Consider the following 25,294-nt stretch of genomic DNA (forward strand, 5'->3'; position numbering starts at 1 on the left):
TGAAAATGCCAAGCGGAATCGATCATCCGGCAGCCTGGCCGGTACCAGAGCTTTTGAAACGCTGCGACGTCAAACGGCTTCGTCGCGGCGGTCCAGGCGGACAGCATCGCAACAAGGTCGAAACGGCCGTGATCGTTCACGATCCTGTATCGGGCCAGTCGGGAGAAGGGAACGAGCGTCGTAGCCAGGAAGCCAACCGCCAGGTTGCCATCTTCCGTCTGCGAGTCAATCTGGCAATTCATGTGATTGACGAAATCGACCTCTCGGCCACGCCCAGCGAACTTTGGCGGTCGCGGCTGCGTAGTGGAAAAGTCTCGGTCAATCCTACCCACGACGACTTCCCAGCACTGTTGGCAGAAGCCATAACTGTACTACAAGCCGAGAGTTGGGATGTTTCGGCAGCGGCAACGCGGCTAGGCTGCTCGACCAGTCAGCTGGTCAAATTCCTGAAAAATGAATCGGCGGCCTTTGCGCTGCTGAATCGTCATCGAGACCAACTCGGCCTAAAACGGCTGAAATAGCAACAAGACTTTCTCTTGACAGGTTTGTGCGATGGGCAAACCATGGACAGACTGAGAAATTCAAGTTTTGGAGAATCACTTAATGGCTTGCCTGACCCGACGGATCGTGATTTGCGGTACCTTTGTACTGTTGGCCGTTCTCACGCAAAATGGATTCGCACAACAAGTATCTGCCATCGCCGGCGAGCCCTGGGGGGTCGGACGTGTGGTCCTTCCGCTTCAACGAGCGGATTTCGGCGATCCGGTCGACAGCGAAGCGTTCGCGATTTCTGACCCCGAGGGACGGATCTTCTACCCCGTCTTCAAGCCGCGTCGATTTCTTCCGCTGCTTCAATCGCTGCTGGGTGCCGACACCGTCACGCCACCGCAAGAGCTAGAGGTCTATTTCCTCTTCCGGGGAAGTGCCCCGATGGAGGTCACCGTTGAAACGCCAACACCGCAGACATTTCAGGTAGCTCCCCGCCAGCGACGTGACGGACCTTATAACAATCTCGTGCGTCAGTGGTGGCGAACCTATAACGAAGTCGGCCGCCAGCGGACCGATGCAAGCGATCATCCACCGGTGCTAGAGACCTATCTTTCGATGATGCTGTCGGACCGGCTTGGCCTTGCCCCGCCACCGCTTAGCCAGCGTGCGTTGGAAGATCGCTCGGCACTGGAACCCAGCCAATCCCTGATGATGTTGATGGGCACCGAGAAGGTTCACGACGCGATGCTCAAAGCGATCATGAACAACGAGCTGGCTCCGCAAGGAGAGTTGGGCCCGATTGTCCCGCCGATTCAATGGGCCCCCCTAGCGGTACCACAGCCCAGTGCGGATGTCGAGATCGAGCCTATGGCTAAGTACGTTCCCGAGGAATGCTTCTACATTCGATTCGGCTCGCTGAAGAATTACCTGTGGCTCAATAAGCTGCTCCAGCGCAACGGTGGCGACCTCTCGCGGATGATTTCCAATCGGCGTGTTGCGTTTCATTTGAATGAAGTGGTCCAGCGGCAGCTGGCGCTCAAGCAGTCGGAATTGTCGGAGATCTTTGGCGATCAGGTGGTGCAGGATGTCGCGTTAATTGGTCGCGATACGTATACCCGCGAAGGTGCTGCCCTGGGCATGTTGTTTTACGCAAAGCAAAGCCCTTTGCTGGCCAACGATATCAATAAGAATCGCAAGGACGCCCAGAAGCAGTACCAGCGCGACGGTGCGAAGCTGGAAACCGTAGAGATTGCCGGGCGAGAGGTGTCGTTTCTTTCGACTCCTGACAATACCCTCCGATCGTTCTATGTCACCCGTGGGGACTTCCACTTGGTGACCACCTCTCGGGCCATCGTCGAGCGTTTTCTTACATTGGAAGAAACGTCGACCAGCCTGGCGAACTCGCGCGAGTTTCAGTATGCCCGAGGCCTGATGCCGCTTAGCCGAGACGACACCGTCTTCGTCTATCTCTCTTCGCAGTTCTTCCGGGGTTTGTACTCTCCTCAGTACCGCGTCGAAATCCGCCGTCGGTTGCAAAGTGTCATCGAGATGGAACTGCAGCAGATGGCAACCGCCGCAGCCAATAATGAAGGCTACCAAGATACGTCGGTCGAAGGCCTGATCGCCGCCGGTTTCCTGCCTGCCAACTTCGATCAACGAGCCGACGGAAGCCACACGATTATTTCCAACGATACGCTAGGAGACTCGATTCGGGGTGGTCGTGGGCATTTCGTGCCGATTCCGGATATGGATATCGTTGGCATGACCCCTCAAGAAACGGCCGACTTTAATCGCCTGCGACAATACCATATGACCGAGTGGCGGCAAATGAACCCGATCCTCGTCGGAATCAACCGCTTCAAACTCAATGACGAAGGCCTAGAACGCATTGCGATCGATGCGCGCGTCTCTCCGTTTCAACGCTCGAATGTCGGACAGTTCCTCTCCTTTCTGGGCCCTCCGCTGCCGACTCATATTGCGACGGCCCCTGAGGATGTCGTCGCGTTTCAAGCGGTGCTGGATGGACGCTATAGCGGCGGTTTAACCCACTATGCGGTGGCTGTCCGAGACATGCCGTTTCCGCTGGAACAATTCACTAACCAAGGTTTTTTCAATACGCTGCGAATGATTCAAGCCACGCCAGGCTATTTGACGGCCTTTCCCAAGCCGGGACTGATCGATCAAATCCCCTTCATCGGTGTCGCGGCTGCCCCCGATATCTATGGCTATTCCCAGTTACCCTTTGGGCTGTTGCGCCGAGAACTCAATGGGTTCTCTTCCCTCTCCTTCCATCCAGAGATCTTAGCCGACGTTACACCCAACCTGGCCATTGTCGAAGACTCCCATCCGGCCCAGGTACGCATTCATATCGGGGATATTTCCAACGCTCAGATTACCCCCCTGGCAAATGGCTTAGCCCAATCGATTTCCAGACAGGGAAGTCTTGCCAACGCGGCCTTCTTCCAGGAAGTCCACAACCAACTCGGCATCCCTGAGGGGCAAGCGAAAGCCTTCGCCGATCAACTGCTGAATCTCGAATTCATCGATCCGCTGGGGGGCCAGTTCGTTTACCAACCGAATGACAACGGAACCGGCAGATGGGTGTCGACCGCTTGGAGCGACCAAGGAAAAGACTTTCAGGCCAACGTCATGGACTGGTTCCGCGGGCTCGAAGCCAGGCTGAACGTCGACGAAAACCTGATCGAGTTGCATGCTCAGATCGACATGCAAAACGAAAAGCCCCAGCAGGGATTGAAACTGCCAGGGTTCAATTTGTTTGACTTGGGAGGCGCTTTTGGTGGCTCGAAGAAGAAGGCCGAGACCGAAGCGAAGCCTAAGACTCCACCTCCGATCACACCCAAAGCGGAAGAGCTTCCTGAACCGATCCCGCCGCCGGCTCCGCTTCCTAAGCCAGCGTCGGGCGGAAAGCAGTTTTAAGCGTCCTTAGCTTTCGCTTTCCGATTCGGACTGTTCCGGCTCGAGCTCGTTGATTTGGTCCCACATGATTTGCAGTTCCATGCGGAACCCGCCTGAAAGAATCGGGAACCGGCACCACGTTTTCGGATCGAGGTTTTCGTCATCGAGATGAAAACCAGGAGCGTACCGTTCCCGCTTCCATTGATTGCGGCTCCAAAGTTGGAAGAAGCGTTGTATGAAGCCTCCGAGCTCTCGCAACGTATAAACGGGGTAACGCTGCCGAAGCTGTGTGAAGACTTCGATCGCTGTCTGCTTGTCGCGAATCGCCAGGCGTTCGATTGTATCGAGGACCGTGTACGGCATCAGATCCCCTTCGTCGGTTTGCTTCTGATCGGCCGGACGAAGCTCGGCGGTGGGCTGTTGTTGGTTGATCAATTCCAGCGCCGGGAAGCAGCCAACGCCCGCGGGGCCCTCTTGTTCCATCCAGATCAGCCACTCGCGCAGAAACGCTTTGTCGATCCCTGAGATAGGACATAGTCCGCCGCTAGTATCACCATCCATGGTTGCGTAACCCACGGCGGCCTCCGAGCGATTGCTGGTCGAAAGCAGCAAGGCGTTCTTTACGTTGGCCACTAACCAAATACTAGGCGAACGCGTGCGTGCTTGGATATTCTGCAAGGCGATGTCATCCTGCTCCCAGGTAAGGGGCCGCCCGATCACTTCCTCGCCGAGTTCCCGATATCGCTCTACAAGATCATCGATATCGATGCGATGGAAATTCGCACCGAACGTTTCCGCGACTTCCTTCGCGGCATTGAAGGTCACCTCACCACTGTTGCGTGTGGCCTGATAGACGCACGTTAGCAGTCTCTGATTGATCTCGCTGGCGTCGACCAGGCCTTCCAATCCACCGATATAGGCTAGTTTTTTGACAAACCGCTCTAAGCCGAGATCTTTCAAGGCGAACTGCACCATATAGGCACACAAGGTCGCCACGGCCGCCGAGTCCGCTCCTCCGGACAGTGAAACCACGAACCCTTGCGAACGGCTCTTGCGAAGGTAGTCGAACAGTGCGAGCGTCACGGCCCGGATAAACTCTTCTTCCTTCAAGTACTCGGAATCCTCCCACCCTTCCGACGAGACGGCACGCACTTCCGGCTCGCAGTGCGCCAAGGCGAAGTCGGCCTCGACGACCTGCTCGTAGGCTGCGTCAAAGTTCAAGACAAACGCGTCGCTCTTGGCGCGGTTCATCCGGTTCACATCGATATCGACCACCGCAGTAGTCACAATGGTATCTTGAAAACTAAAGCGGGGCGCTTCGGCGAGCAGCCGTCCCCCCGAGGCGACCATTGCGCCTCCGTCGTAGATCGCTCGTCCCGATTCATTTCCCACGAGGTTGGCATAAACGTATGCCGAATGAAACGCACGCGATCCTTCCAAAACGAAGCGTCGACGTACGTCTTGTTTCTCAAACGCGAAATGGCTGGCACTCGGATTCAAAATCAAGTCGACGCCCAACTCGGCTAAGCGGCCTCCGGGCCGGCTAGCGACCCAGGCATCTTCGCAGATTTCCAGACCCATCATCACGCCGTCGAAGTTGAAAACGAGGTCTCCTAGCGGAATCTTCTGATCTCCTTCTTCGTAGAAAGCCCGCTTTCCGGTAGGCCATGGTTTGAACCAGCGGGGTTCGTAATGGATGCCATCTCCGGCCAGATTTCTTTTGGGCACCAACCCCTGCAATTGCCCATCGGCGGCAATCGCGGCGACGTTGAAGACAAGACCACGGTAAGATATCGGCAGTCCGAAACACGCGACCAGGCCTTCGGTAGCTGGGAGAAGCTCTTGCAGTTTGTCCCAGGCCATGCGCCGCATGCCTGCCGAGAGAAACGCGTCTTCGCAGCCATAGCCGGTAATACAGAGTTCCGGCAAGCAAACCACCGAAGCGCCTTCGGCTTTAGCCGTTTCGAGGGCCTGAAGAATGTTCTTGGTGTTTCCCTCCCAATCCAAGGGAGTTTGATTAAGAACTGCGGCCGCGACTTTGATGTTGAGCACGATGATGTTCCCCCGATGTTTGGTCTTTCCTCCCACAAACTACCCGATGCAATGAACCGGGTCTATCGGTCACCCTTGGGGACACAAACGCGGCAGAAAAGGATCGCACGAATCAGCCGTAGCCAAGTTCGTCGAGATCTTCCTCAGTCATTCCAAAATGATGCCCTAACTCGTGCAGGATGGTAATGCGAATCTGTTCGCGCAGTCCCGGGGCGGTGATCTGTCCGTTGAGAAAGCGAGTTTGTGACAAAATCCCTTCGCGAAAGATCTGAATCGCATCGGAAGGAACCGCCGGCCCCTCGATCGACCGACTGGTCAACGGAATTCCCGTATAGAGACCGCAAAGCTGACGTCGGTTATGCAAACCGAGCTCTCGCACCAACGCATCGGACGGATAGTCCTCGACAATCATGGGAACCCGGTCGAGCAGCGTCGCGATCGACTCTGGCAAGATCGCCAGCACGGCCTCGAGATGAAGATCGAAGTGCTCTCGGGATTGTTGATCCATGGGTTGCCTACCGATAGGATAATCGTCCTTTCAATTATCGGCTTGGCGGTGGGTATTTCTACCCCGCAAAAAAGTTCTGAGAAACTTTGACTGCAAGCCGCGCAAGATTCGCGTACGATGCACGAAGGTAGTAATGGCAATTCGCTTGCAAACAGCTATCCCACGGAGACAATAAGGGCATGATCCAACGCTTCTCGATCGCCAAGCTGTTTCTCTTGATCACCCTTGCGGCGGTGGGCTCCTTAACCGTTCGCCAGGCATTTCAGGGTGCCGACTGGGCGAAGGCCGTTTCCCTCGTCGTCTTCGCTGCGATGCTCTGGGCCCTGATTCATATGCTTTTTGGGCTACTCGGATATGTCTTCATGGAGCTTGCCCAATCGCTTACGCCCAAAAAGGGGCAGTCCCCCTTCGCGACCGATGTACCGGCTCCTCAAATCATTCCCCCCAAGAACATTGAGAGTGAATAGTCGAACTCTTCCAAATACAGCTTGGGAAACACAACCCTATGCCTTTTTACCATTCGCTACGACATCTCATTCGCCAGGTCGGACTGGGGATACTTCTTCTGGTCGCATGTTGTGGGACCCTGCGTCCCGTTCAAGCAGAAACAGGGGAAACAATTCATCTCCCGGCCGGCCGGGACAAGCCTGTTAGTGGGCTTTACCTCGAAATTGATACCCGGTGGATCGATGGAAGTGGGTACCGACCGATTGGCGTCACGATTGCTACGGCTAATGGGTTGCCAGCCCCGGCCGATCGCCGTTTGGAAATTACGCTCAGACCGCAATACTACAACTTTCACAGCCGCAATCCTTTCCCAGCTGTCACTCAAGAGATGAAGCTTTCGCAGGGGAAAGTGGCTGAAAAGCATACGCTGCTTGTTCCTCAGCAGTTTCTGTGGAATTCGCTAGAGGTGATCACCCGAGAAGATGGCCAACGCCTGAAAGAGCTTTCCAGCGAGTCGACTTCGGTCATCATGATGTTCGTCAACGGACAGTTTACCGAAGCGTATCCAGCCACCATCGTCTTCCATCGCGATGCTCCGAAACGTGACGATCGCGCGACCTGGGTGCTCGATCAAGCCAATCGCCGTGATGCAGGAGAAGAGGTCGACGAGATCCCTGATCTTCGCATATTTTTTAATGAGCAGTCACTGCCGACTAATCAAAATCTTAAGTCTCACCTAACCGGCTCTCCGAATCAGGCGATTTCGGCGTTGCCATTTCTCCCGCGGACAGATCTGCTTCCTCTCACAGACATTCCAGATACTTGGCAGGGACTTTCCTCAGCCGACCTGATTGTGCTGGAACGCAAAGATTTGGAGACCGTAGCGCGCAAAACGCCTGAGCGGTTTGCAGTCCTGCACCAATGGATTCTGGCCGGGGGCAACCTGCTCGTTTGGAATGCCGGAGAAAACGGTTCCGATGCCGTCGACCAACTATTGGCACCCAATGCAACCAACGCCATTTCCGCATGGAAATCCTTTCCGACCAACTCGGTCAACGAGCGTGATCTAGGGATCTTTGACAAAATACGACATCCACGCAATCGTTACGCCGCCACGAATGCAGCCAACTATGTCCCCCTGGCCGTTCGCAAAGGGAAGTTAATCGAGTCGGACGACAGTCTCAATGGCTCAACACCCATCGCAGGCACTCCTTTAAAACTGGCGGCTCGCAACGAAGGCTTCGGAAAGATCGTCGTCGTTCAGGGCAATCCGTTCCCCGGAACCGCCGGCTCTTGGCAGCGGATCTTCGCCGTGTTCCACGGAGATCGACTGGCTTGGTTTCAGCGATACGGTATGTCACGCCTGCGCGAGAACCTCGGCTTTTGGGAGTTTCTGATTCCCGGCGTGGGGGTCGCCCCGGTTACGACGTTTGAGCTACTGATCACGCTGTTTGTCATCTTAATTGGTCCGGTCAACTACTTTCTCTTGCGGTCGATCGGACGGCTGAACTTTCTGATTGTGACGGTCCCCGTAGGGGCTTTTTTGGTCACTGCCGTGCTGATGTCGTACGCGGTACTTTCCGATGGACTAAGTACGAAGTCACGGATTCGCACGGTGACCTTGCTAGATCAAACCACCGGACGCGGAGCGAGTTGGAGTCGTCAGGCCTATTACGCCGGGCTGGCAAGTACATCGGGGCTCACGTTTCCTGTCGATGCCGCCGTGTATGAGTACGAACAATATCCGTTGACCGAGCACACCGGCGAGAAACGCATGGACTGGGGTGAAGACCAAGTTCTGCGAGGTGGCTATTTTCGATCGCGGGTCACACAGCAGTTCCTGGCAATTCGTCCTTTCCAAACAGCACGTCGCCTGGAAGTCTCGACACAAGAGGGCAAGTTATCGGTGAAGAATGAACTGGGCACCCAGGTAACTCAGTTAATTCTGATCGACCAAAATGCCGTTCAATACTTTGCTAAAGACATCCGCCCCGACGCAGAGAGCGACTTGTCTGTTGCCAGTTCGGATCAGATCAGCGAATTTCGCCGCACACTCAATGAGAAGAACCTGAGCATTCCCGATGGCTTTGATCATCGCACCTATGTCCAGCGATCATCGACCCGGACGAACTACTACGTTCAGTCGTCGAGCATGCCGGAGATCTTTCAAAGGGAACCTTCGTTCAATCAATCGCTGATGGAGCGGGAACTCCAGAATCAAATGGCACACTCATTCGCTGCCTTAGGACCACGAAGCTATATCGCAATCGTCGAGCATTTCCCGGAGACTCCGCTCGGGCTGAAAACTCAGGCAGGTGAAAAGAGTATCGAAGTTGTGATGGGAAAATGGTAAATGATTGCGACACGTACGCCGGTGATTGAGCTTCGTCGATTGCATCGTTTTTTTGGACGCACCAAGGCCGTTCACGATGTTTCGTTCGAAGTGTACCCGGGCCAGGTTTTCGGCTACATCGGCCCCAACGGCGCTGGCAAAACGACCAGCATGCGGATTCTCGCCACGCTCGATCTGCCGACCGCTGGGGATGCGTTGATCGATGGCTACTCCGTGATCAACGATCCCGATCGTGTTCGTCGGCGATTGGGCTTCATGCCCGATGCGTTTGGCGTTTATGCCAACGTGAACTGCCGGGAATACCTCGACTTCTTTGCTCGATCCTACGGACTGCGTGGTCGAGATCGCCGGATGGCGATGGACAAGACGATGGAGTTCACCGGGCTGGACGCCCTGGCCGAGAAGCCTATCAGTGGTTTATCGAAGGGTATGAAGCAGCGTTTGTGTTTGGGTCGATCGATGATCCATGACCCGGCGGTGATGATCCTGGACGAGCCGGCGGCAGGCCTAGACCCTCGGGCACGGATTGAACTGCGGGAAATGATTGCTCGTCTCGCCCAGCATGATAAGACGATCCTCGTCAGCTCGCACATCCTGACCGAATTGGCGGAAATGTGCGATGTGGTCGGAATCATCGAGCAGGGACAGCTTTTAGCGACCGGGAGCGTTGCCGACATTCAACGAGGCCAACTCACCCAGAGCCGCGTACGTGTTCGCGTTCTCGAGAATACCGACTCTCTCGCCAAGTGGCTCTCCGAGAAGGATGGCTTCAACGAGATTGTCACCGATGGTCAGCTGCTCCATTTTTCGCACGTCGGGGAACGAGCAGAAGAGGCCGTTTTACTCAAAGAAATGATTGAGGCCGGATTTTGCATTGCAGAGTTCGGGGCACGGCATTCTACGCTCGAGGATGTCTTCCTCAATGTGACGAAAGGTCGGGTTCAATGACCACTGTGGAAGTCTCGCCTGATTCACCGATTGAACGCGACCAGCCAACTCCCTCTTGGTGGCAGGCGGCCGATCAGAAACTGGAAACGCTCGGGGAATACCTCAATCCAATTTTGGTCAAGGAAACTCGGCAAGCGTTGAAGAGTCGGCAATTTGCCGTGACCTTTGCCTTGGTCTTGCTCACCAGTTGGATCTGGTCTTTGCTGGCCATCTACTTTCGTTATCCCGGGATTCTTTACTCGCCGGATGGCCCCTATCTGATGGTTGGCTATCTCGACATACTTCTATTTCCGCTGGTCGTGATCATTCCGTTTTCGGCCTTTCGTTCGTTAGCGGCGGAACGAGAAGACGGGACGTTCGAGTTGCTTTCCATTTCGACCCTCAGCCCACGTCAGATCATCTTTGGCAAACTGGTCAGTTCGATTGTGCAGATGCTGGTGTACCTCTCGGCGCTGGCGCCCTGCCTGGCGTTCACCTATTTGCTGCGAGGGATCGATATTGTCACGATCGCCTATGTGCTTCTGTGTGCGTTTCTTGCTTCGGTGCTTTTATCCGGGGTTGGGCTGGTGCTTGCTTGCATTACCCAACAGCGTCATTGGCAGTCGGCCTTGTCGGTGATTGTGATCTTGCTGTTCATTTTTCTTTACGGTATCGGGCTGATCATCAGCTACGCCAGTGTGTACGAAGATGCGAGCTGGCGCGAGTACGACAATCCCGACTTCTGGGTCACGACGGCGGCATTCTTTTCGGTCTATGCCAGCTATCTGTATCTGATCGTCGAGGTGGCCTCGGCTCAGATTACTTTTGAAAGTGAAAACCGTTCGGCCGGAATTCGTCGCGGCCTTCTCTTACAGCATTTCCTGGCCATCGGCTGGTTCGGTTATTTGGCCATTCGATTTCCACATGATGAAGAATTGCTTTTCGTCCTGATGACGATTCTGTGCCTGCACTGGTTTATTATGGGGTCGTTTATCAATGGAGAATCGCCAGTACTTTCGCCTCGCGTTAAGCGGACCATTCCAAATTTCCTGGCCGATCGCATCTGGCGGAACTGGCTACTGCCTGGGCCTGACCGGGGCTATTTTTTCGTAGTCACTTCGCTTGTTAGCGGTCTGTTGGTCATTTCCGGATTGGCTTGGATGCATACCTTCAACTCGCTATCGACGGCCGATGCGTCGCACGCGATTGTTTTCTCCGCCGGATTGGTGGGCTACACCATCTGCTACCTGAGTTTTGGCAGGCTGATCATTCGCTTTCTGAACATGATTTTCCGGGCCGATGTTTTTGTCTCGGTCATCCTGCACCTGATTCTTTTGATGGGTGGAGTCATGCTGCCTCTCGGCTTCCAGGTGCTCACCAATCGCACGATGGACACAAACTACAACCATTGGACCAACCCGTTCTGGTTTTTTGTCGAAGGGATCGACGATCGAACGTTTATGGCCATGCCATTGATTGGCATCTTTGTGCTCTTTTTGGGCATCCTGGGAACGTTTCTGTTCCTGGCCAATCTTGTCTTGGGCACGCGCCAGTTCTTACCCAAACGAGAAACGGATCCGCGATTTCAGCCAGAACTGCTTCCGGCTACGATCGAGAACCCTGATGATCCACTAGCCTAGGTCCGATGTTTTCAATTGAGACAGACAGTGCCAAGCGTCGACGATGGCCGCATTCAGTCCGAGAATGGGAACGCGACCAACAATTGCACCAGATTGGATCCTTGATGCGTCAGCATACCTAGTTGGCACTAACGCGATGTGTTTTGCCGTCGATTGTATAGCTTAACTTGCTATCGGTCGGAACAGCGGGCACGCCGTTGGGCAGGTAATCGGTTCCGATGTCGGCCAGGGCGGTCGGCCAGCTTCCTTCGTTGACGAAGTAGCGTTCGACGGCGGCATTCAGTGTGGCAATGTTGTGCTCGTTGACACGTTGCTTAGACAACGCACTAGAGGTACTCAACCGCGGGACGACAATCGCTGCGATGATTCCTAAAATGACGATTACAGCCAACAGCTCCAACAAGGAGAACCCATGAGGCTTACGATTCCACTTGGTACGGTGCATTTATTCCTGCTATCTAACGGGTTAAAAATTGCCTGCCCAAGCTGACCGCTCCAATTTTGCACCTAAGGCCAACCGTGATTCGGCATGTCACTTAGGCCCTCTAAGTGTAGGTTACAGGCGAGGTGATTACTTTTGTACGAGGTTTAACATTCCGAACATTGGCAATTAAATGGCCCGTAGAATCCATCCTGTCAGCAAAGCCATCACGATCGTTGTGATGGCCTCGACGACAATTAGGAAGTGCTTGTTCTAACGCATGGCAGAGGCCTTCGGAATGAAGCCTTGAATGTCCCTATGGTACGCACAGCCTCTTCGCTTTCCCTAGAAGGCGAGATTGAAAAGAGAGACCGGCTCGCACAACCGCCATAAGCGGCCGAACTGGAACGACCCGTTATCGCTTGTCGGAAGACCGTTGTTTCGCCGCCACCTCAAGCAGTTCAGGCGTCGGGCGCAAGGCGATCAGAGGATACTGTTTCAAGAAGTATGGGGCCTGGGCGACTTCCGTCAGTTGCGTTCGAAGTTCTGGCGGAAGCTCTTCCAATTTCTCTGGGGTCGTCAGAACGACCGTATTGGGTGCCGCGGCAAATTCAGCCTGAAGGTCGGCAGGGTCGTTGGGAATGAACTTCACCGGCTGCCGAGCATAGAACACCCAACTGGCCTCGCTTACTCCAAAGGAACAAAGACGAGCATCGGGCTCGGTTTCCTGAATATCGGCCAGAAGCTGACTGATCTCTTGCTGGTCGGACACCCGCTGCGCCACCACAGAAAACAGCCCGACAACAAACAGCATCGATGTGACCGCGAACACACGAAACGCCTGCTGATAATTTTCTTGCGACTTCCGCCACCACGCCAGACTTCCCCCAACGACCAGCAGCAGACCAACCAGTGCGACCAGTTCTTCGCCCGGCAGAAACTGCCCTGCCAAAACCGCTAAGGCGGCCACCAGGACAACGCCAACGACCGTCGTCAGACCAAATGACAAATCCAACCAGCGGGCCGATAATTCCGTGCGTTTCTCAATCACTCGCGAAACAAACACCCCGGTGATCAACGCCAAGCCAGGATAAAGAGGGGTGATGTAGCTGGGAAGCTTGGTTTGTGCGATCGAAAAAGCTCCCATCCACACAGCCACCCAACAGCAGCAGAAAATCAACGCGGCATTTTGCTTCGCGTTGGTTCGCAGTTGCTGGCTCAAGTCCCAAAGCATCGGCGTGAAAAAGACCGACCAAGGAAAGAAGCCTATACAGATTGCAATTAAGTAGTAAATCGGCGGCCCCGAGTGCCCCTCGAACGAGGTCACCGCGCGGCTCAGATTATGATCGAAGAAGAAACCCTCAATCCAACGGAAATCACGGGCGGCAACCCAAATGTACCAGGGCAGCGCGACGCCCAAACAAGCCACGATCGCCAAGATCGGACGCATGAACCAGACGGTCTTCAAAAAGTGAATGGGAAAGAATGGCCGCAAGAGAGAGACGCCCCACTGCCACCAGCTTGTCGCCGGATGCGATGGCGGTAATCGCATGATCAAGAGAAACATGCCAATGATAGCCGTGGGTAAGATCAGCCCGACAGGCCCTTTCGACAGGACCGCCAAGCCCAATGCTCCATAAAGCAATGCGACTTGCCACCACTGGGTCGGATAGTAAGCCGGCTCAGAGTTCTCACTTTCTTCGCCTACGGGGAAACTGAAGAAGACGTAAGTCCAAAGTCCCAGCGTGACGAAGAATATCAGCGGAGCATCCGGTGTCGCCGCCCGGGATGCCACGGTAAACATGAGCGTGGTTGCCAGACAAACACCGGCCCATAGACCGGCCGTAGCGTAGAACAATCGACGGCCCATGTCATAGGTCAGAAGAACCGTCATCATTCCGAGAAACGCGGAAAAGAAGCGGGCACTGAACTCGCTGATCCCGAATACGGAATAGGCCGCGATCATCAGCCAATAAAGCAGCACCGGCTTGTGCGTGCGAAGTTCGTCATTGAATCGAGGAACGACCCAGTCCGCGGCTTCAATCATCTCGATAGCGCAGCCCGCATTGCGTGGCTCATCGCGGTCCCATAATTTGGGACCACCAAGATTGGTGAAGAAAACGATCAGACAAAGGGCAACAAGCACCCCCAGGTTTTTGTTCGCGGAGAACACGGCAGCATTCCTTTGCTTGCACACGGGTCAAGCCGGCAGTTTACCCGATTCTCAGCCCCGCAGCCAATGGCACTTCGCCACCGTGCGTCTGCCATTGGTGAACTGGACAAAAAGCGTTAATTTGGCGATAGCACGCCATTTACCTTCGCTCGGAACATGTAACAAACCGTGACCACCCACCACCCCAACGCAGAACAGGCGTCATCGCAGTCGACAGAAAGTCATTACCCGTCTCCCTCGCCCTCCCCTACTTTGATGGACGAGAAGGAAACGCGGTTTCCGGCTCGATTCTTCCTCTTGCTATCGGCTGTCCTGGCGATATGTGGCGTGCTGTCCTTTTTCCTAGATCATTCCGTCAGTGGTCATTTGGCGACACCCCCGCATGAGTTTCTTTTTATCGGAGGTGATCTGAAGAAGTTAGTCGCTCTTTCGGAAGTCTTCGGCCACGGAACCGGCGTCATTCTGGTGATCTTAGCCGTATTTGCGCTCGATCTGGCGAATCGGTGGAAAGTTGGCATACTACTGGGAACGGCCTTCGGTGCCGGCATGATGGCGAATGTTGCCAAGTTCTTGGGGATTGCCAGATATCGCCCCCACGCGTTCGACTTTTCATTGCCAATCCAAGACAGCTTTTATCAGTGGTTTCCGTTTCTAAGTTGGCTTTCTCAGGACGAACTCCGCCAGTCGGCTCTGCAAAGCTTTCCCTCAGGGCACTCAGCAACGGCTGCCGGTCTTTGCGTCGGGCTGTGTTTTATGTACCCCCATGCGCGATGGTATTTTCTGCTGCTCACAGCGCTGGCCTGTTTTCAGCGCGTTGTCTTTCGCATGCATTTTCCGAGTGATGTCTTTCTAGGAGCGGCCCTGGGGATGGCCACTGCGACAATATTGCTGTCTTACGGCCGCCTGCCGGAGATGGTTTCTTGGGTTGAGTCGAAGATTAGGAAGACTGGGGCAACCAAGCAGCCCTAGGCATTTCCATTTCTTGGCTTCTGATTCGCCAAGGTTGCCGGAATTTGCCAAACTCGAAGTCATGTCTTTTTCGTTATTTGAAGGAACCACCCATGACCTCCCTATTCTGCGTATTGGCGATTATCACGGCTCCTCCATCGCAAGCCCCCAATTCATCGGATGCAGAGCTTAAACCGACCCAGTTGGAACAGCAGTCGCCGCTTGTTCCTCACGAGATCAGAAAAGCCATACGATCCGCCCTACGAGATGAGGCCACGAGCGATTCATACGAAGATCGCAGTCAGGCCGTCATTCGTCTCTGTGCGTTGTATGCCGAGATGATGCTCAACAAAGACTTCGCCGAGTTTGAAAAAGAGAAATGGCAGGCCAAGCTAATCTCGCGGCTTCGGAGCGTGCGCAGTGACCTAGAGAAAATAAGCTCTCGGCAGCCTGCTCGCAGTTTGTCGGAAGCAAACACACCAAGAGGTGGAGGAGCAATTGACCAGCGTGGAGCCGACGAGCTCATAGAACTGATTTCCACGACCATCGATCCCGAGACGTGGGAAGTTCACGGCGGCAAGGGAAGCATCTTCTACTTCAGTAATTTTCGCGTCTTGGTCGTTCGACAATCACAACAGGTGCATGCCAAGCTGGGTGGTGTTCTTGGCGGACTGAAAGCCGGTCCATGAAAAAAGCCTGCCATAAAATGGCAGGCTTCAGCGATTTGATTCAATCGTCAATCGAAACTACTGCTTTGCGATGTCGAGCAATTCGATATCGAACAGCAGAATGGCGTTTGGCGGAATGCCAGGACGGCCTTGGGGACCGTAAGCCAGGTCAGAAGGAATGTACAACTTCCACTTGCCGCCGACCTTCATCTTCTGCAGGGCTTCTGTCCAGCCTTCGATGACACCGTTGACAGGGAACTGAGCAGGTTCGCCACGCTTGTAAGAGCTATCGAACTCGGTTCCGTCGACCAGCGTACCTTTGTAGTGGCAGACAACCGTGTCGGTCAGCTTCGGCGTTGCGCCGGTTCCAGGCTTAACCACTTCGTACTGCAGACCGCTCTTGGTGGTCTCGATGCCTTCCTTCTTGCCATTTTCGGTCAGAAATTCCTGACCTGCTTTGGCGGCCGTTTCGGCCTTCTTTTGCATCTGACCCTGGACCAAGGTCTGGAAGGCCTGTAGGGCTGCGGCAACCTGTTCTTCGCTGAGCTTCGACTCGGCACCGGTTAGGCCGTCGCGGAAGCCGGCAACAAGGGCATCGACGTCAAAGGGAACATCAGGATTAGCAACTTCGTTCGCAATGTTGCGGCCAATAGCGTAGGAAGCTTTTTGTTCGGTCGACTCCAATTTGATCTCCTGGGCAAAAGCCGCGTGAGCGACCAGCACCATCGCAATGGCGCAAAGTGAACGGATCATGAAATTCCTTTCGGGCATTAAGGTGGGATCCCTGGATGGGTCAGTACCAAGACCGATTCCAGGTACTGAGGCTAATTATCGGGGTTTTTGGTAGTTGGGAAAAGAGAGGGGACGCTAAAAACGTCAGTTGTTCGCACGCAGCCATTGCGATGCAAAGCGTTCGGCAGCCGAGCGATTCGGAAAAATTTGCATGCCAACCTGGGCACTTTGTTGCTGGGTGGCGTCAAGTTTCCGGACTTGCTCCTGCTGCCACTTTGCCGCCAATTGTTGACTATGGAAGACATTTGCTCGGCCATAGGTGCGATTATTAACATTAAGCCGAACCGACGCCACCACATGGGGAAACTCTTTTAGTGGGTGATCGTAGGGCTGAGATTTAAGATGAGAGACAACTTCGCGTTCGATTTCTGCAAAGTCCTCTCCGAAGTGCTCTTTGAAGACTTCTTGATTACTGGAAATCTTTCCGTCGTCACCTCGGTCGATCGCCCCTTCCAAGGGACGAAGTTCGCTGACCTTCTTCATAAATTTGTCGAATTCAACCTTTTTGCGCGACGCCAGGTAATGCGTCAGGGCCCATGCCGAGGCGTAGCCGGTCGAGGTTAAACTGCCGGCCCCGACGGTATCGTCCACCATGGTCCCATCGGCCTGGGTCGCATCGCGGGCTTTCAGGTACGACTCCAACTCAAACATTCGCATGTCGTTGATGTCCCCTGCCCCTTTCCACCGCATGCGTTTTCCGAAATCGGTCGGTGCGTAGTACTCGGCGATTCCCTCGGAAATCCACATGGGCCAGCGGGACAAACGCTGCTGTACCCCAATGTTATGCAGAATTTGATGAGCCCCTTCGTGCGAAATCGTGGAGATTGCCTGGCGTATGTAAAGGTCCCATTTGAAGGGCGTTTGCGTCGGTTTCTCGTACATGACCACATGATTTTCGAGCGTGTCGTAGTAGGCCACGACCCCGTCAGGCAACTGGGCGAACTCTTTGTACTCGCGCTCGGTCGCAAACATGATCACCACCAACGGAACTTCGGGATCGTGAACGTCGATCTTCTGCCGTTTTGCATGAGCCATCACCCCTGGGAGCATTGATTCCATGATTCGCATGGTGCCTTGGGCGAACTCGTTGGACGTGTTGTAGACGAAAATGAAGTGCCGCGAAGCCAACGTCCGAAAGCCAGGGTGCTCTTCCTGGAGTCGCTTTTCAAGGTGTTTCCGGTCCATTCCCTCGAACGGCTTATCGGTCTTCTTGACCTCGCTTATCGGACGCGTCACCAGACTTCCATCTGGTTGTTGGATGACCAAGCTTGAACCGATCGCGATTTGAATCTTCCCGACCGTTTGTTCGCCATCTTCGGTACGGAACTCGACGTTACCGGTCACGTTATATAGAACGAGCCCCGGTTGGATATCGAGTCCAAATGCCCTCGGGTCAGGTACCGTCACTCGCTTCTGAGCGGTCGCGTTCGAACTAGCAAGTGCCCAGGCGACGATCACCAGGGCTAAACAGATGCGGGAGCGACGATGTGGCATTCGTGCTTCTCTCTACGGCGAATCAGAATTCAGGATGAGTTGGTGGCAAGAGGAGTGGGCAACCAGACCGAGTAATGCCTCACTGCAACTTCATTGTCGTGACCACACACGATTCAGCAAGCAAATTTCGTCGCGAATATCCGTTCCTACGACCGGAAAATCAAAAAGTTTCCCGATTTCTGACACTTAGGGCGATTAGTGGGGTTTAGATTAGATTGAGAGCATTACTTAAGTAAATGGCATGCCGTCCGATCTTGGCAGCCAACTACTCAGAATAAAATTCGCTAACCCCTTAAACTGCAATATCTTATGCACAAGATGCTTTGTTGGTTCAATCATCCATACCGGGCATTCGCTTTTGCCTTCGCATTCGTTGTTCTGACGGCCAGCTTCCATTTTGCTAGTCTCAGCGCAGCAGACCCCACCTTCGTGGGATCCCTGGCAATCGCGTTGGAAGATAGCGCAGCAACCGAGCTCCAGCTTAGTGACGAAGTACGCCTGAAGCTGAAGACGCTGGCGTATGAGCGCGAGAAACAAGCACTCGACATGGCCTTAGAGCTCAAAGGGGCTTCGCCTGAAGAAAAGCAAGCCAAGCTGGACGCGTATGTCGCCGAGTCCGAAAAGCAGGCGATGGCCCTGCTAACTCCAGAACAGCAAGAGAAGCTGGAAAAGCTGAAGGTCAAACAGGGCGGGCTTACGACAATTCTGGAACCTGCGATCGCTGGCCAGTTGAAATTGGCCGATTGGCAGAAAGAGGAACTATCGCGTCGACTTGAGGCGGCCCAAAAGCCAGACGCCGGTCCGCGTGAGTTGGCTGAATTCGAGCGGTTTGCCAATCGCCTGTTGAGCCCCTCGCAACGTGCCAAGTGGGAAGAACTGGCAGGCATCACGAACAACCCAGAAACCATCCCTGCAGATCAGGTCGTGCCGCCCAACCGCGAAGAGTCGGCTCCTACCCCTTCCCCGGTTGCCGCCAATATCCCGAATGCTTCCGCCCCTTCGGCCATGTCGCCATCAGATGCCAATACGGCCCCTGGCGATAACACCATGAAGTTCAGTTTTCGGTATCAGCCGTGGGGGGATGTGCTCGACTGGTTTGCTGAGCAATCGGATCTATCGCTCGTCATGGACTCCCCTCCCCCAGGCACTTTCAACTACACCGATGGCAAACCCTACACGCCGTCTCAGGCCATCGACCTGCTCAATAGCATCTTGCTGACCAAGGGCTACACGCTTGTACGCCGCGAGAAAATGCTGATTGTGGTGAATCTGGAAGACGGCATCCCGCCGAATCTGGTGACAACGGTCTCGATGGACGATCTCGACGATCGTGGTGAATACGAGTTGGTCAGCGTACTTTTCGACCTGAAGAAAATGACGGCAGAAGAAGCGGAAGCCGAGATCACCAAGTTGATCGGCCCCCAAGGAGCCGTGGTTGCTCTGACGCATTCCCAGCAGGTGTTTGTTACTGAAACGGCAGGTCGCCTGCGTACCATTCGCGACATGATCCAAGCGGTCGAAAACCCGTTTGGCAGCGATGTTACCGTTGTTGAAACCAATAATCTGATGGCCGAAGAAATCTTGGTGGTGGTTCGTCAATTGCTTGGTATGGACGAAGGTTCGAACACAGCCACCGATGGCTCCATTCGGCTCGCCACCGATACCCTTGGAACCAGGATCTTTCTTACCGGTAAAAAAGATTCGGTCGAGAAAGTGCAAAAACTAATCACTCAGGTTGATGTGCCTGGCGGTGGCCTCGGCAGTTCTCCGGCCGATCAGTTGCAACTAGAAGTCTACCCCTTGGGCACGCTTGATCCTGCGACCACCTTGCAGGTCATGCAGACGCTTCTGGCCGGCAACCCCGATATTCGTCTGGCAATCGATGAGAACACCGGCAACCTAATTGCCTTAGCTCGTGGCGGCGAACACTCTACCGTCAAAGCAACGCTTTCTCAGATGCAACGCGACTCAAAGCAGGTCGAAGTCATTCCGCTGATGGTTGTCGACCCGCAAATGGCTGTCTTGTCGATCAACAAGCTCTTCGGTGGCACCGGCGAGAAGCCCAACCCCAATGCCCCTCTCATCGATGCCGACCCGCTGACTTCGCAGCTTTTGGTGCGTGGTACTGCCGAGCAAGTTCGTCAGATCAAAGACCTGCTTATGAAGATGGGCGAGGATCCGGAAGCCGCCCTTGCCATGCAAGGCGACCGCGGCAACATTCGTTCGATACCACTTACTGGTACGGCGGCTGAGCGTGTGTTGAATGAATTAGAAATGCTGTGGCCGACTGTCAGCACCAGCCGCATTCGCGTCGTACGCCCTTCGTCGATACCGGCAGTAAGGGGATTTAATCCTAACACTCCCTCAGATGAATCTCCTGCAACCACTGGCAGTTCCGCGAACGACGAAGCCCGCACTGCTCAGCCAAGCTCCGATTCAGAAGCAAGCCTAACCCCAAGCAGCAAGTTTCACTTGGTCGCATTCGAGGACGACAAACCCTCGGAAGATCAATCCAAACAAGCCCCTGTCATCACCACAGCCCAGGCCCCCACTCAACCCGCCGGGCCAATCGTTTCCGGCATGACACCGGCCCCAGAGAACAGCGGCTCTAAGAAGCCAGGCGAGATTGTCGTGATGATGGGCCCGAGTGGGCTTGTGATTGCGTCGGATGACCAGGATGCGCTGGACAAGCTCGAGGCGCTCATCGAAACCTTGAGCATGCGTTACTCGTCCTCGGCAGAGTATTCTGTCTATTACCTTAGATACGTGAAAGCTGATGTCGCGGCTCAGATGCTGCAAAGCATTTTGACCGGTGTTACGCCCAGCGACGACGGTGGTGGCTCTTTAATGGGTGACATTGCTTCGGAAATGCTCGGCGGCGGAGGCGGCTTGATGGGGTCGCTCATGGGTCTCGGATCTGGCAGCTCCAGCACGTCTCTCTCAGGCGGTTCGCTAAGCATCATTCCCGATATGCGACTCAACGCGTTGGTGATTCAAGCGAGCGTGGAAGACCTGGACAAGATCGACCAGCTCTTAAAAATCATGGACCAACCGCACAGCCCTGAGCAGGTCGAAATCAAACGGACTCCTCGGATGATCCCCGTCCTGTTTACCACTGCCCAAGACATCGCCACCATTGTTCAAACCGTTTATGCCGACCGAATGGCCAGCACAGGCAACGGACAGCAACAGCGTCAGCCTTCCCCAGAAGACTTCATCCGCGCCTTGCGAGGTGGCCGTGGTGGTCGTGAAGGAGGCGGTGGTGGCGGTGGCGTCCAAAGCGAACCTGAGAAAATGACTATTGGCGTCGATACCCGTAGCAATTCGCTTGTGGTATCTGCTCCGGATCCCCTGTTTGAAGAAGTCAAAGCTCTGGTTGAAGAACTTGACAAAGCCGGAGACGACACCAATCAGACGATGCAAGTGGTTAAAGTTCGCAGCTCAAACCCAGAGACGATTCAAAAAGCGCTTTCCTCACTGACCGGTCAAGCGGTCACCGTGAATTCGACCGGAACAAGCACTTCCGGTAGTAGCTCGAGCAACACTGCTTCATCGGGACCTAATCCCGATGAAATGCGTCAGCGGATGGAAATGTTCCAGCGTGTCCGCGAACAGATGCAGCGCCAAGGCGGAGAAGGAGATCGGGGTGGTCAACGCGGTGGTGCCGAGCGTGGTGGCCGCGGTGGTGGAGGAGCCCCGACCGGTGGTGGTCGTGGAGGCGGAGGTGGTGGCGGCCGAGGTGGTCGCTAATCGCTAGGTCGCAACCATGCCCCGAGTGATCAAGTCCAGCTCGGGGCTGATCGAGTCGAACTGTTCGAGTAGTATCTTCAGATCATCCTGGGCCGCTTCAAAGTGTCCGTCACGCCCGTGATCTTCCATGCGTTTGGCGGCTTCAATCCCCTTCTCGGCAGCAAAGTATCCGAACGAACCTTTCATGCTGTGCGCACTTCGTTGTAGTGTCGGCCCATCTTCGCTGAAGATCGCATCTTGCATGTTCTTCAGTAGACGTTGACTGTCTTCTTTGAAGACGCCAATCAACGACACTAGCAGATCGTGGTCGCCACCAACATTCGCCAGGGTGCCGGTGTAGTTCACAAATTTCAGCTCGACGGGCTTGTCGCTAGGCTCGAGCAATGCTTCGACTTCCACGGCTTCTTCCACTGTTACGGAATCAGCGGCGACCGAGCTGGCATGACTCTCGTTTGGCGAATTCAACTCCGCCATCACTCGCTCGATGACTTCGTACAGGATGTTCGCGTTGATCGGCTTAGTGACATAGTCGTCCATGCCGGCTTCCAAGCATCGTTCCCGGTCCCCTTTCATCGCACGGGCAGTCATGGCAACGATGGGCGTACTTCGTCCCGTTTCCGTTTGTATCCTGCGAATCTCTGCGGTGGCTTCAAACCCATCCATGATGGGCATTTGCACAACCATCAGAATCAAATCATCAACACCGGAACTCCAGGCATCGACGGCCTGCTTGCCGTCTGCCACAACATGAACCTGGTGACCACACTTCTCCAACAGCAGCGAAGCCAATTTCTGGTTTACCAGGTTATCTTCAGCTAGAAGGATATTTGCGTGGTACGTGACCGGCATACCGTCGGTTGTTGAATGACGTTCTTGACGGCAAGCAAGTTCCTCGTAGCCTAACACCGTAACCAAGGCGTCGAATAAATCAGATTGCTTAACAGGCTTGGTGACCACGGCATCAATCCGGCACGGCAGCTCCTGAATTGCCTTTTCGCTCATGACACCCTGGGTCAATAAAATTGCTTTCGCATCCTGACCTCCCATGTCCGACTGAAGCCGACGTAGGAATTCAATCCCCTCGATGTTGGGCATTGCGTCATCAACGATCACAACACGCTGCGATGATTTGCCGTCCCCCGTCGAATTCCACTGAGCGAGAGCCACCCCTCCATCGTGAAACGGGTTAAGAGAAAGACCCCAGTTCCCAAGCATTTCCGCGACTACGCCTAACGCCGCGTCGTTATCATCAATCAAAGTCACATGGTTTCTGAGGGCCTCTTGGGGGAACGGAGCAAGCCGCGCGTCGGTGGCATCCCCCTTCTTCATGATGGTTGTAAAGTGAAACGTCGTTCCTTTGCCGACTTCACTTTCAACCCCAATCTGACCTCCCATGAGTTCGACCAAACGCGAACAAATGGAAAGCCCCAGCCCGGTACCACCGAACTTTCTAGTGGTAGAACCATCGGCTTGTTCAAATGCCGCAAATATCTTCTGCAGCGCCGACTCCGGAATTCCCACGCCGGTATCAATGACACTGAACTCAAGTTTGACGGCCCCATCTTCTTCCGTTTCGTGGCTCTCGACACGCAGAACCACTTCGCCCGACTCGGTGAACTTGATGGCATTGCCCACCAGGTTGACGATAATCTGACGCAATCGCACCGGATCGCCCAACACTTCGGCGGGCACGTCCGAGCGAATATGACAGACCAATTCCAAGCCTTTGCCGTGGGCCCGGAAAGCCATTGTCTTCATCAAGTCGCCGAGTGCATCGCGTAGCAGGAAGGGAATTTCCTCGAGCATGAGCTTGCCAGCTTCGATCTTCGAGAAATCGAGAATATCGTTGATGACCCCGACCAGCGCATCTGCCGATGTCTTCATCATCTGGAGATATTCCCGCTGCGAATCGGACAACGGTGTTTCCAACAGAATATCCGCCATACCAATGATACCGTTCATGGGAGTGCGAATCTCGTGACTCATGTTCGCGAGGAACTGACCTTTGGCTTGGTTCGCAGCATCGGCAACTTACTTTTGCTGCTGAATCATATCGTTGGCTAAGGCCAACAAATGCGACTGGGCCTGAATCAACATATGAACGGACATCAAGCGATAGGCTTTGGCTTCGCCACGAACGGCAATCGGTTCGTAGGCAATTTCACGAGGGCGACTTAATGCAGCCCTGGCCGCCTCGTGAATGCCGATTTCGCTGGCCAATTCCAGCGGCTTGATATTAATCGCTTCGTACAGAAGACGTACAGGACGCTGTGAATACAGATCACGCGAGAAAAGACGACTCATGTATTCGAGAAACTTTTCGCGCGATACAACCCCCAACAATTGATCTTCGACCAGAATAAGGATTCCGGGGAGATCATGGTTGGCATTGAAGATCTCTTCGACTTCTTTCGTGTGCGTCGAAGCATCGACAGCGATGTCGTAAGCCGGAAGCTCGGCGACCGTTGAATTACTCAGCAATTTGGATAGATCGGAATATATCATCAGGTCGTGACGGCGACGGTTCTCGGATCGGGAAACGAACTTTTTATCCCAGGCTTTAGGAGGCATCCGTTCGAACTTTTGCGAATTTGATGGTTTTCGATGCTTCATCAAATTCGAATTCGTCCATGAAGGCCTGCAACAACACCAGGCCGCGATTGCCGATACGATCTAGTGCGTAGGCCGCATTAGGATCAGGTATTGAAGCCGGATCGATGCCGGGACCGTCAAAGTTGATCGCGAACTGTGCTCGAGTCGAAGACATTTTAGCCGCCACGCGAACCGTGCGAGCTTGATATGGCTGTGTCATCCGGCGAGATTCGACCAAGACAAGGCCTCGGGATCTCCTAGTTGAAGTTGATCAATCTCATCGAGAGACAATTCCAGGTTCCCGCGATAGCACGCGTTAAATAGAACACCTTCGAGAGCCATCCCCAGTCGAACCTGGCCACTGTCTTCACACAGGCCAAGACTTCCGCAGATTTGCTGCAGCATTTCAACGAGACGTTCAAACAATGCTGGATCGTTTTGAAGCTCGAAAGTGAACTCCGCAGTTCGCATGCTGTCGGTGAGACGCTCGTAATTCTTTTCGGCAACACCCAGTGCTCGAACCTGCTGAACCGTGGCTATCAATCGTTCGGCGATATGCGATTTAGGAACATAGCAGGTGGCTCCTTGTTCCAGGGCCTGGATGGCGAGCTGCTCGCTGCCGTGGGCCGTTGTCAGAATCACCGGGATTTCTGGATAAATGGTCTGCATCCGCATCACCAACTCCAGGCCGTTCATTTCTGGCATGTTCAAGTCAGTAACGACGAGATCGACCTCGTCATGGATGGCGTGCAGCTTTTCCAGCGCTTCCATGCCATGACCCGCTTTGGCAATCGAATCGTTGGCAGCATCCTTCTTCAGAATTGCCTCAATCAAATGCAAATCGACCGGCGTATCATCGACGATCAGGATGGTGGGCATACAAATCTTTCCTACGATCCCGAAAATGAGAAAATTAAAACTCGTAACATGCCAACTCTATTTCACCTGGAGAAAAATAAGACGAGTAAGGACATACCACGAACAACTACTGCCTCGGGTATCCGATCAAACGCATCTCAGGCAAGTCAGACGATTCTGCCGATTGTCTTATCCGATTACGATACCGTCGAATTGTTAGCATAGCGTTAGCCAAGCATTTGACTTACAGGTATATCTGCGCCGGC

General features: G+C 54.3%; 19 protein-coding genes and 1 pseudogene. 9 read left to right on the forward strand and 11 right to left on the reverse strand.

From position 1 onward, the window contains the following. Positions 1 to 5: 5 nt before the first annotated feature. Positions 6 to 521: a peptide chain release factor family protein gene (locus HOV93_RS05080; protein WP_207395379.1), complete on the forward strand. Its 516-nt coding sequence runs from the start codon at positions 6 to 8 to the stop codon at positions 519 to 521. Positions 522 to 603: 82 nt separating this feature from the next. Next, complete coding sequence (locus HOV93_RS05085) at positions 604 to 3,426, forward strand: hypothetical protein (protein ID WP_207395380.1); 2,823 nt, start codon at positions 604 to 606, stop codon at positions 3,424 to 3,426. 6 nt (positions 3,427 to 3,432) lie between these two features. On the opposite strand, the gene nadE is transcribed toward HOV93_RS05085, so the two are convergent. Then, positions 3,433 to 5,457, reverse strand: coding sequence for an NAD(+) synthase (nadE, locus tag HOV93_RS26330; protein ID WP_207395381.1), 2,025 nt, complete (start codon positions 5,455 to 5,457; stop codon positions 3,433 to 3,435). A gap of 112 nt (positions 5,458 to 5,569) precedes the next feature. Beyond that, on the reverse strand, positions 5,570 to 5,965 hold the full coding sequence (locus tag HOV93_RS05095; RefSeq protein ID WP_207395382.1) for a metallopeptidase family protein: 396 nt from the start codon (positions 5,963 to 5,965) through the stop codon (positions 5,570 to 5,572). 179 nt (positions 5,966 to 6,144) lie between these two features. Here HOV93_RS05095 and HOV93_RS05100 point away from each other — a divergent pair, with 179 nt between their 5' ends. The 4 genes from HOV93_RS05100 to HOV93_RS05115 are packed head-to-tail and all read left to right on the forward strand — an operon-like array spanning position 6,145 to position 11,332. Further along, the gene (locus tag HOV93_RS05100; protein WP_207395383.1) at positions 6,145 to 6,432 is read left to right on the forward strand and encodes a hypothetical protein; all 288 of its coding nucleotides are present in this window, start codon (positions 6,145 to 6,147) and stop codon (positions 6,430 to 6,432) included. A 38-nt stretch (positions 6,433 to 6,470) separates the two neighbouring features. Next, on the forward strand, positions 6,471 to 8,765 hold the full coding sequence (locus HOV93_RS05105) for a hypothetical protein (RefSeq protein WP_207395384.1): 2,295 nt from the start codon (positions 6,471 to 6,473) through the stop codon (positions 8,763 to 8,765). Beyond that, positions 8,766 to 9,713, forward strand: coding sequence for an ABC transporter ATP-binding protein (locus HOV93_RS05110; protein ID WP_207395385.1), 948 nt, complete (start codon positions 8,766 to 8,768; stop codon positions 9,711 to 9,713). Then, positions 9,710 to 11,332, forward strand: a complete 1,623-nt coding sequence (locus tag HOV93_RS05115) for an ABC transporter permease (protein ID WP_207395386.1) — start codon at positions 9,710 to 9,712, stop codon at positions 11,330 to 11,332. Before HOV93_RS05110 ends, HOV93_RS05115 begins: the two co-directional genes overlap by 4 nt. 118 nt (positions 11,333 to 11,450) lie before the next feature. Here HOV93_RS05115 and HOV93_RS05120 read toward each other — a convergent pair whose 3' ends face one another. Continuing rightward, a complete protein-coding gene (locus tag HOV93_RS05120) occupies positions 11,451 to 11,777 on the reverse strand; it encodes a type II secretion system protein (protein WP_207395387.1) in 327 nt (108 codons plus the stop codon). Between the two features lie 391 nt (positions 11,778 to 12,168). Further along, on the reverse strand, positions 12,169 to 13,926 hold the full coding sequence (locus HOV93_RS05125) for an ArnT family glycosyltransferase (protein ID WP_207395388.1): 1,758 nt from the start codon (positions 13,924 to 13,926) through the stop codon (positions 12,169 to 12,171). A gap of 168 nt (positions 13,927 to 14,094) precedes the next feature. Between HOV93_RS05125 and HOV93_RS26130 the strand changes: the two genes are divergently transcribed. Both HOV93_RS26130 and HOV93_RS05135 read left to right on the forward strand, forming a co-directional pair. After that, a complete protein-coding gene (locus HOV93_RS26130) occupies positions 14,095 to 14,895 on the forward strand; it encodes a phosphatase PAP2 family protein (RefSeq protein WP_207395389.1) in 801 nt (266 codons plus the stop codon). Between the two features lie 92 nt (positions 14,896 to 14,987). Next, positions 14,988 to 15,563 carry a hypothetical protein gene (locus HOV93_RS05135; RefSeq protein WP_207395390.1) on the forward strand — a complete coding sequence of 192 codons (576 nt, stop codon included), beginning with the start codon at positions 14,988 to 14,990 and terminating at the stop codon, positions 15,561 to 15,563. Between the two features lie 57 nt (positions 15,564 to 15,620). Here HOV93_RS05135 and HOV93_RS05140 read toward each other — a convergent pair whose 3' ends face one another. Then, entirely contained in the window at positions 15,621 to 16,295 is a 675-nt protein-coding gene (locus HOV93_RS05140; RefSeq protein WP_235989822.1) for an FKBP-type peptidyl-prolyl cis-trans isomerase, read from the reverse strand. A 123-nt stretch (positions 16,296 to 16,418) separates the two neighbouring features. Further along, positions 16,419 to 17,828: a DUF1570 domain-containing protein gene (locus tag HOV93_RS05145; RefSeq protein WP_207395391.1), complete on the reverse strand. Its 1,410-nt coding sequence runs from the start codon at positions 17,826 to 17,828 to the stop codon at positions 16,419 to 16,421. Between the two features lie 309 nt (positions 17,829 to 18,137). Here HOV93_RS05145 and HOV93_RS05150 point away from each other — a divergent pair, with 309 nt between their 5' ends. Next, entirely contained in the window at positions 18,138 to 21,578 is a 3,441-nt protein-coding gene (locus HOV93_RS05150) for a secretin N-terminal domain-containing protein (RefSeq protein ID WP_207395392.1), read from the forward strand. Positions 21,579 to 21,581: 3 nt separating this feature from the next. Here HOV93_RS05150 and HOV93_RS05155 read toward each other — a convergent pair whose 3' ends face one another. From HOV93_RS05155 to HOV93_RS05170, 5 genes and pseudogenes are all read right to left on the reverse strand, one after another. After that, positions 21,582 to 23,384 (reverse strand): hybrid sensor histidine kinase/response regulator, encoded by a 1,803-nt coding sequence (locus tag HOV93_RS05155; RefSeq protein ID WP_315853355.1) that lies wholly within the window; start codon positions 23,382 to 23,384, stop codon positions 21,582 to 21,584. Positions 23,385 to 23,402: 18 nt separating this feature from the next. Then, a pseudogene (locus HOV93_RS26135) lies at positions 23,403 to 23,576 on the reverse strand (histidine kinase dimerization/phospho-acceptor domain-containing protein); the annotation flags it as partial. A gap of 33 nt (positions 23,577 to 23,609) precedes the next feature. Beyond that, positions 23,610 to 24,149 (reverse strand): hypothetical protein, encoded by a 540-nt coding sequence (locus tag HOV93_RS05160; protein WP_207395394.1) that lies wholly within the window; start codon positions 24,147 to 24,149, stop codon positions 23,610 to 23,612. Beyond that, the gene (locus tag HOV93_RS05165) at positions 24,139 to 24,390 is read right to left on the reverse strand and encodes an ATP-binding protein (RefSeq protein ID WP_207395395.1); all 252 of its coding nucleotides are present in this window, start codon (positions 24,388 to 24,390) and stop codon (positions 24,139 to 24,141) included. Before HOV93_RS05165 ends, HOV93_RS05160 begins: the two co-directional genes overlap by 11 nt. Further along, the gene (locus HOV93_RS05170; RefSeq protein ID WP_207395396.1) at positions 24,387 to 25,049 is read right to left on the reverse strand and encodes a response regulator; all 663 of its coding nucleotides are present in this window, start codon (positions 25,047 to 25,049) and stop codon (positions 24,387 to 24,389) included. Before HOV93_RS05170 ends, HOV93_RS05165 begins: the two co-directional genes overlap by 4 nt. Positions 25,050 to 25,294: the final 245 nt, after the last annotated feature.

It is taken from the genome of Bremerella alba (assembly GCF_013618625.1).
Classification (GTDB): Bacteria; Planctomycetota; Planctomycetia; order Pirellulales; family Pirellulaceae; genus Bremerella; species Bremerella alba.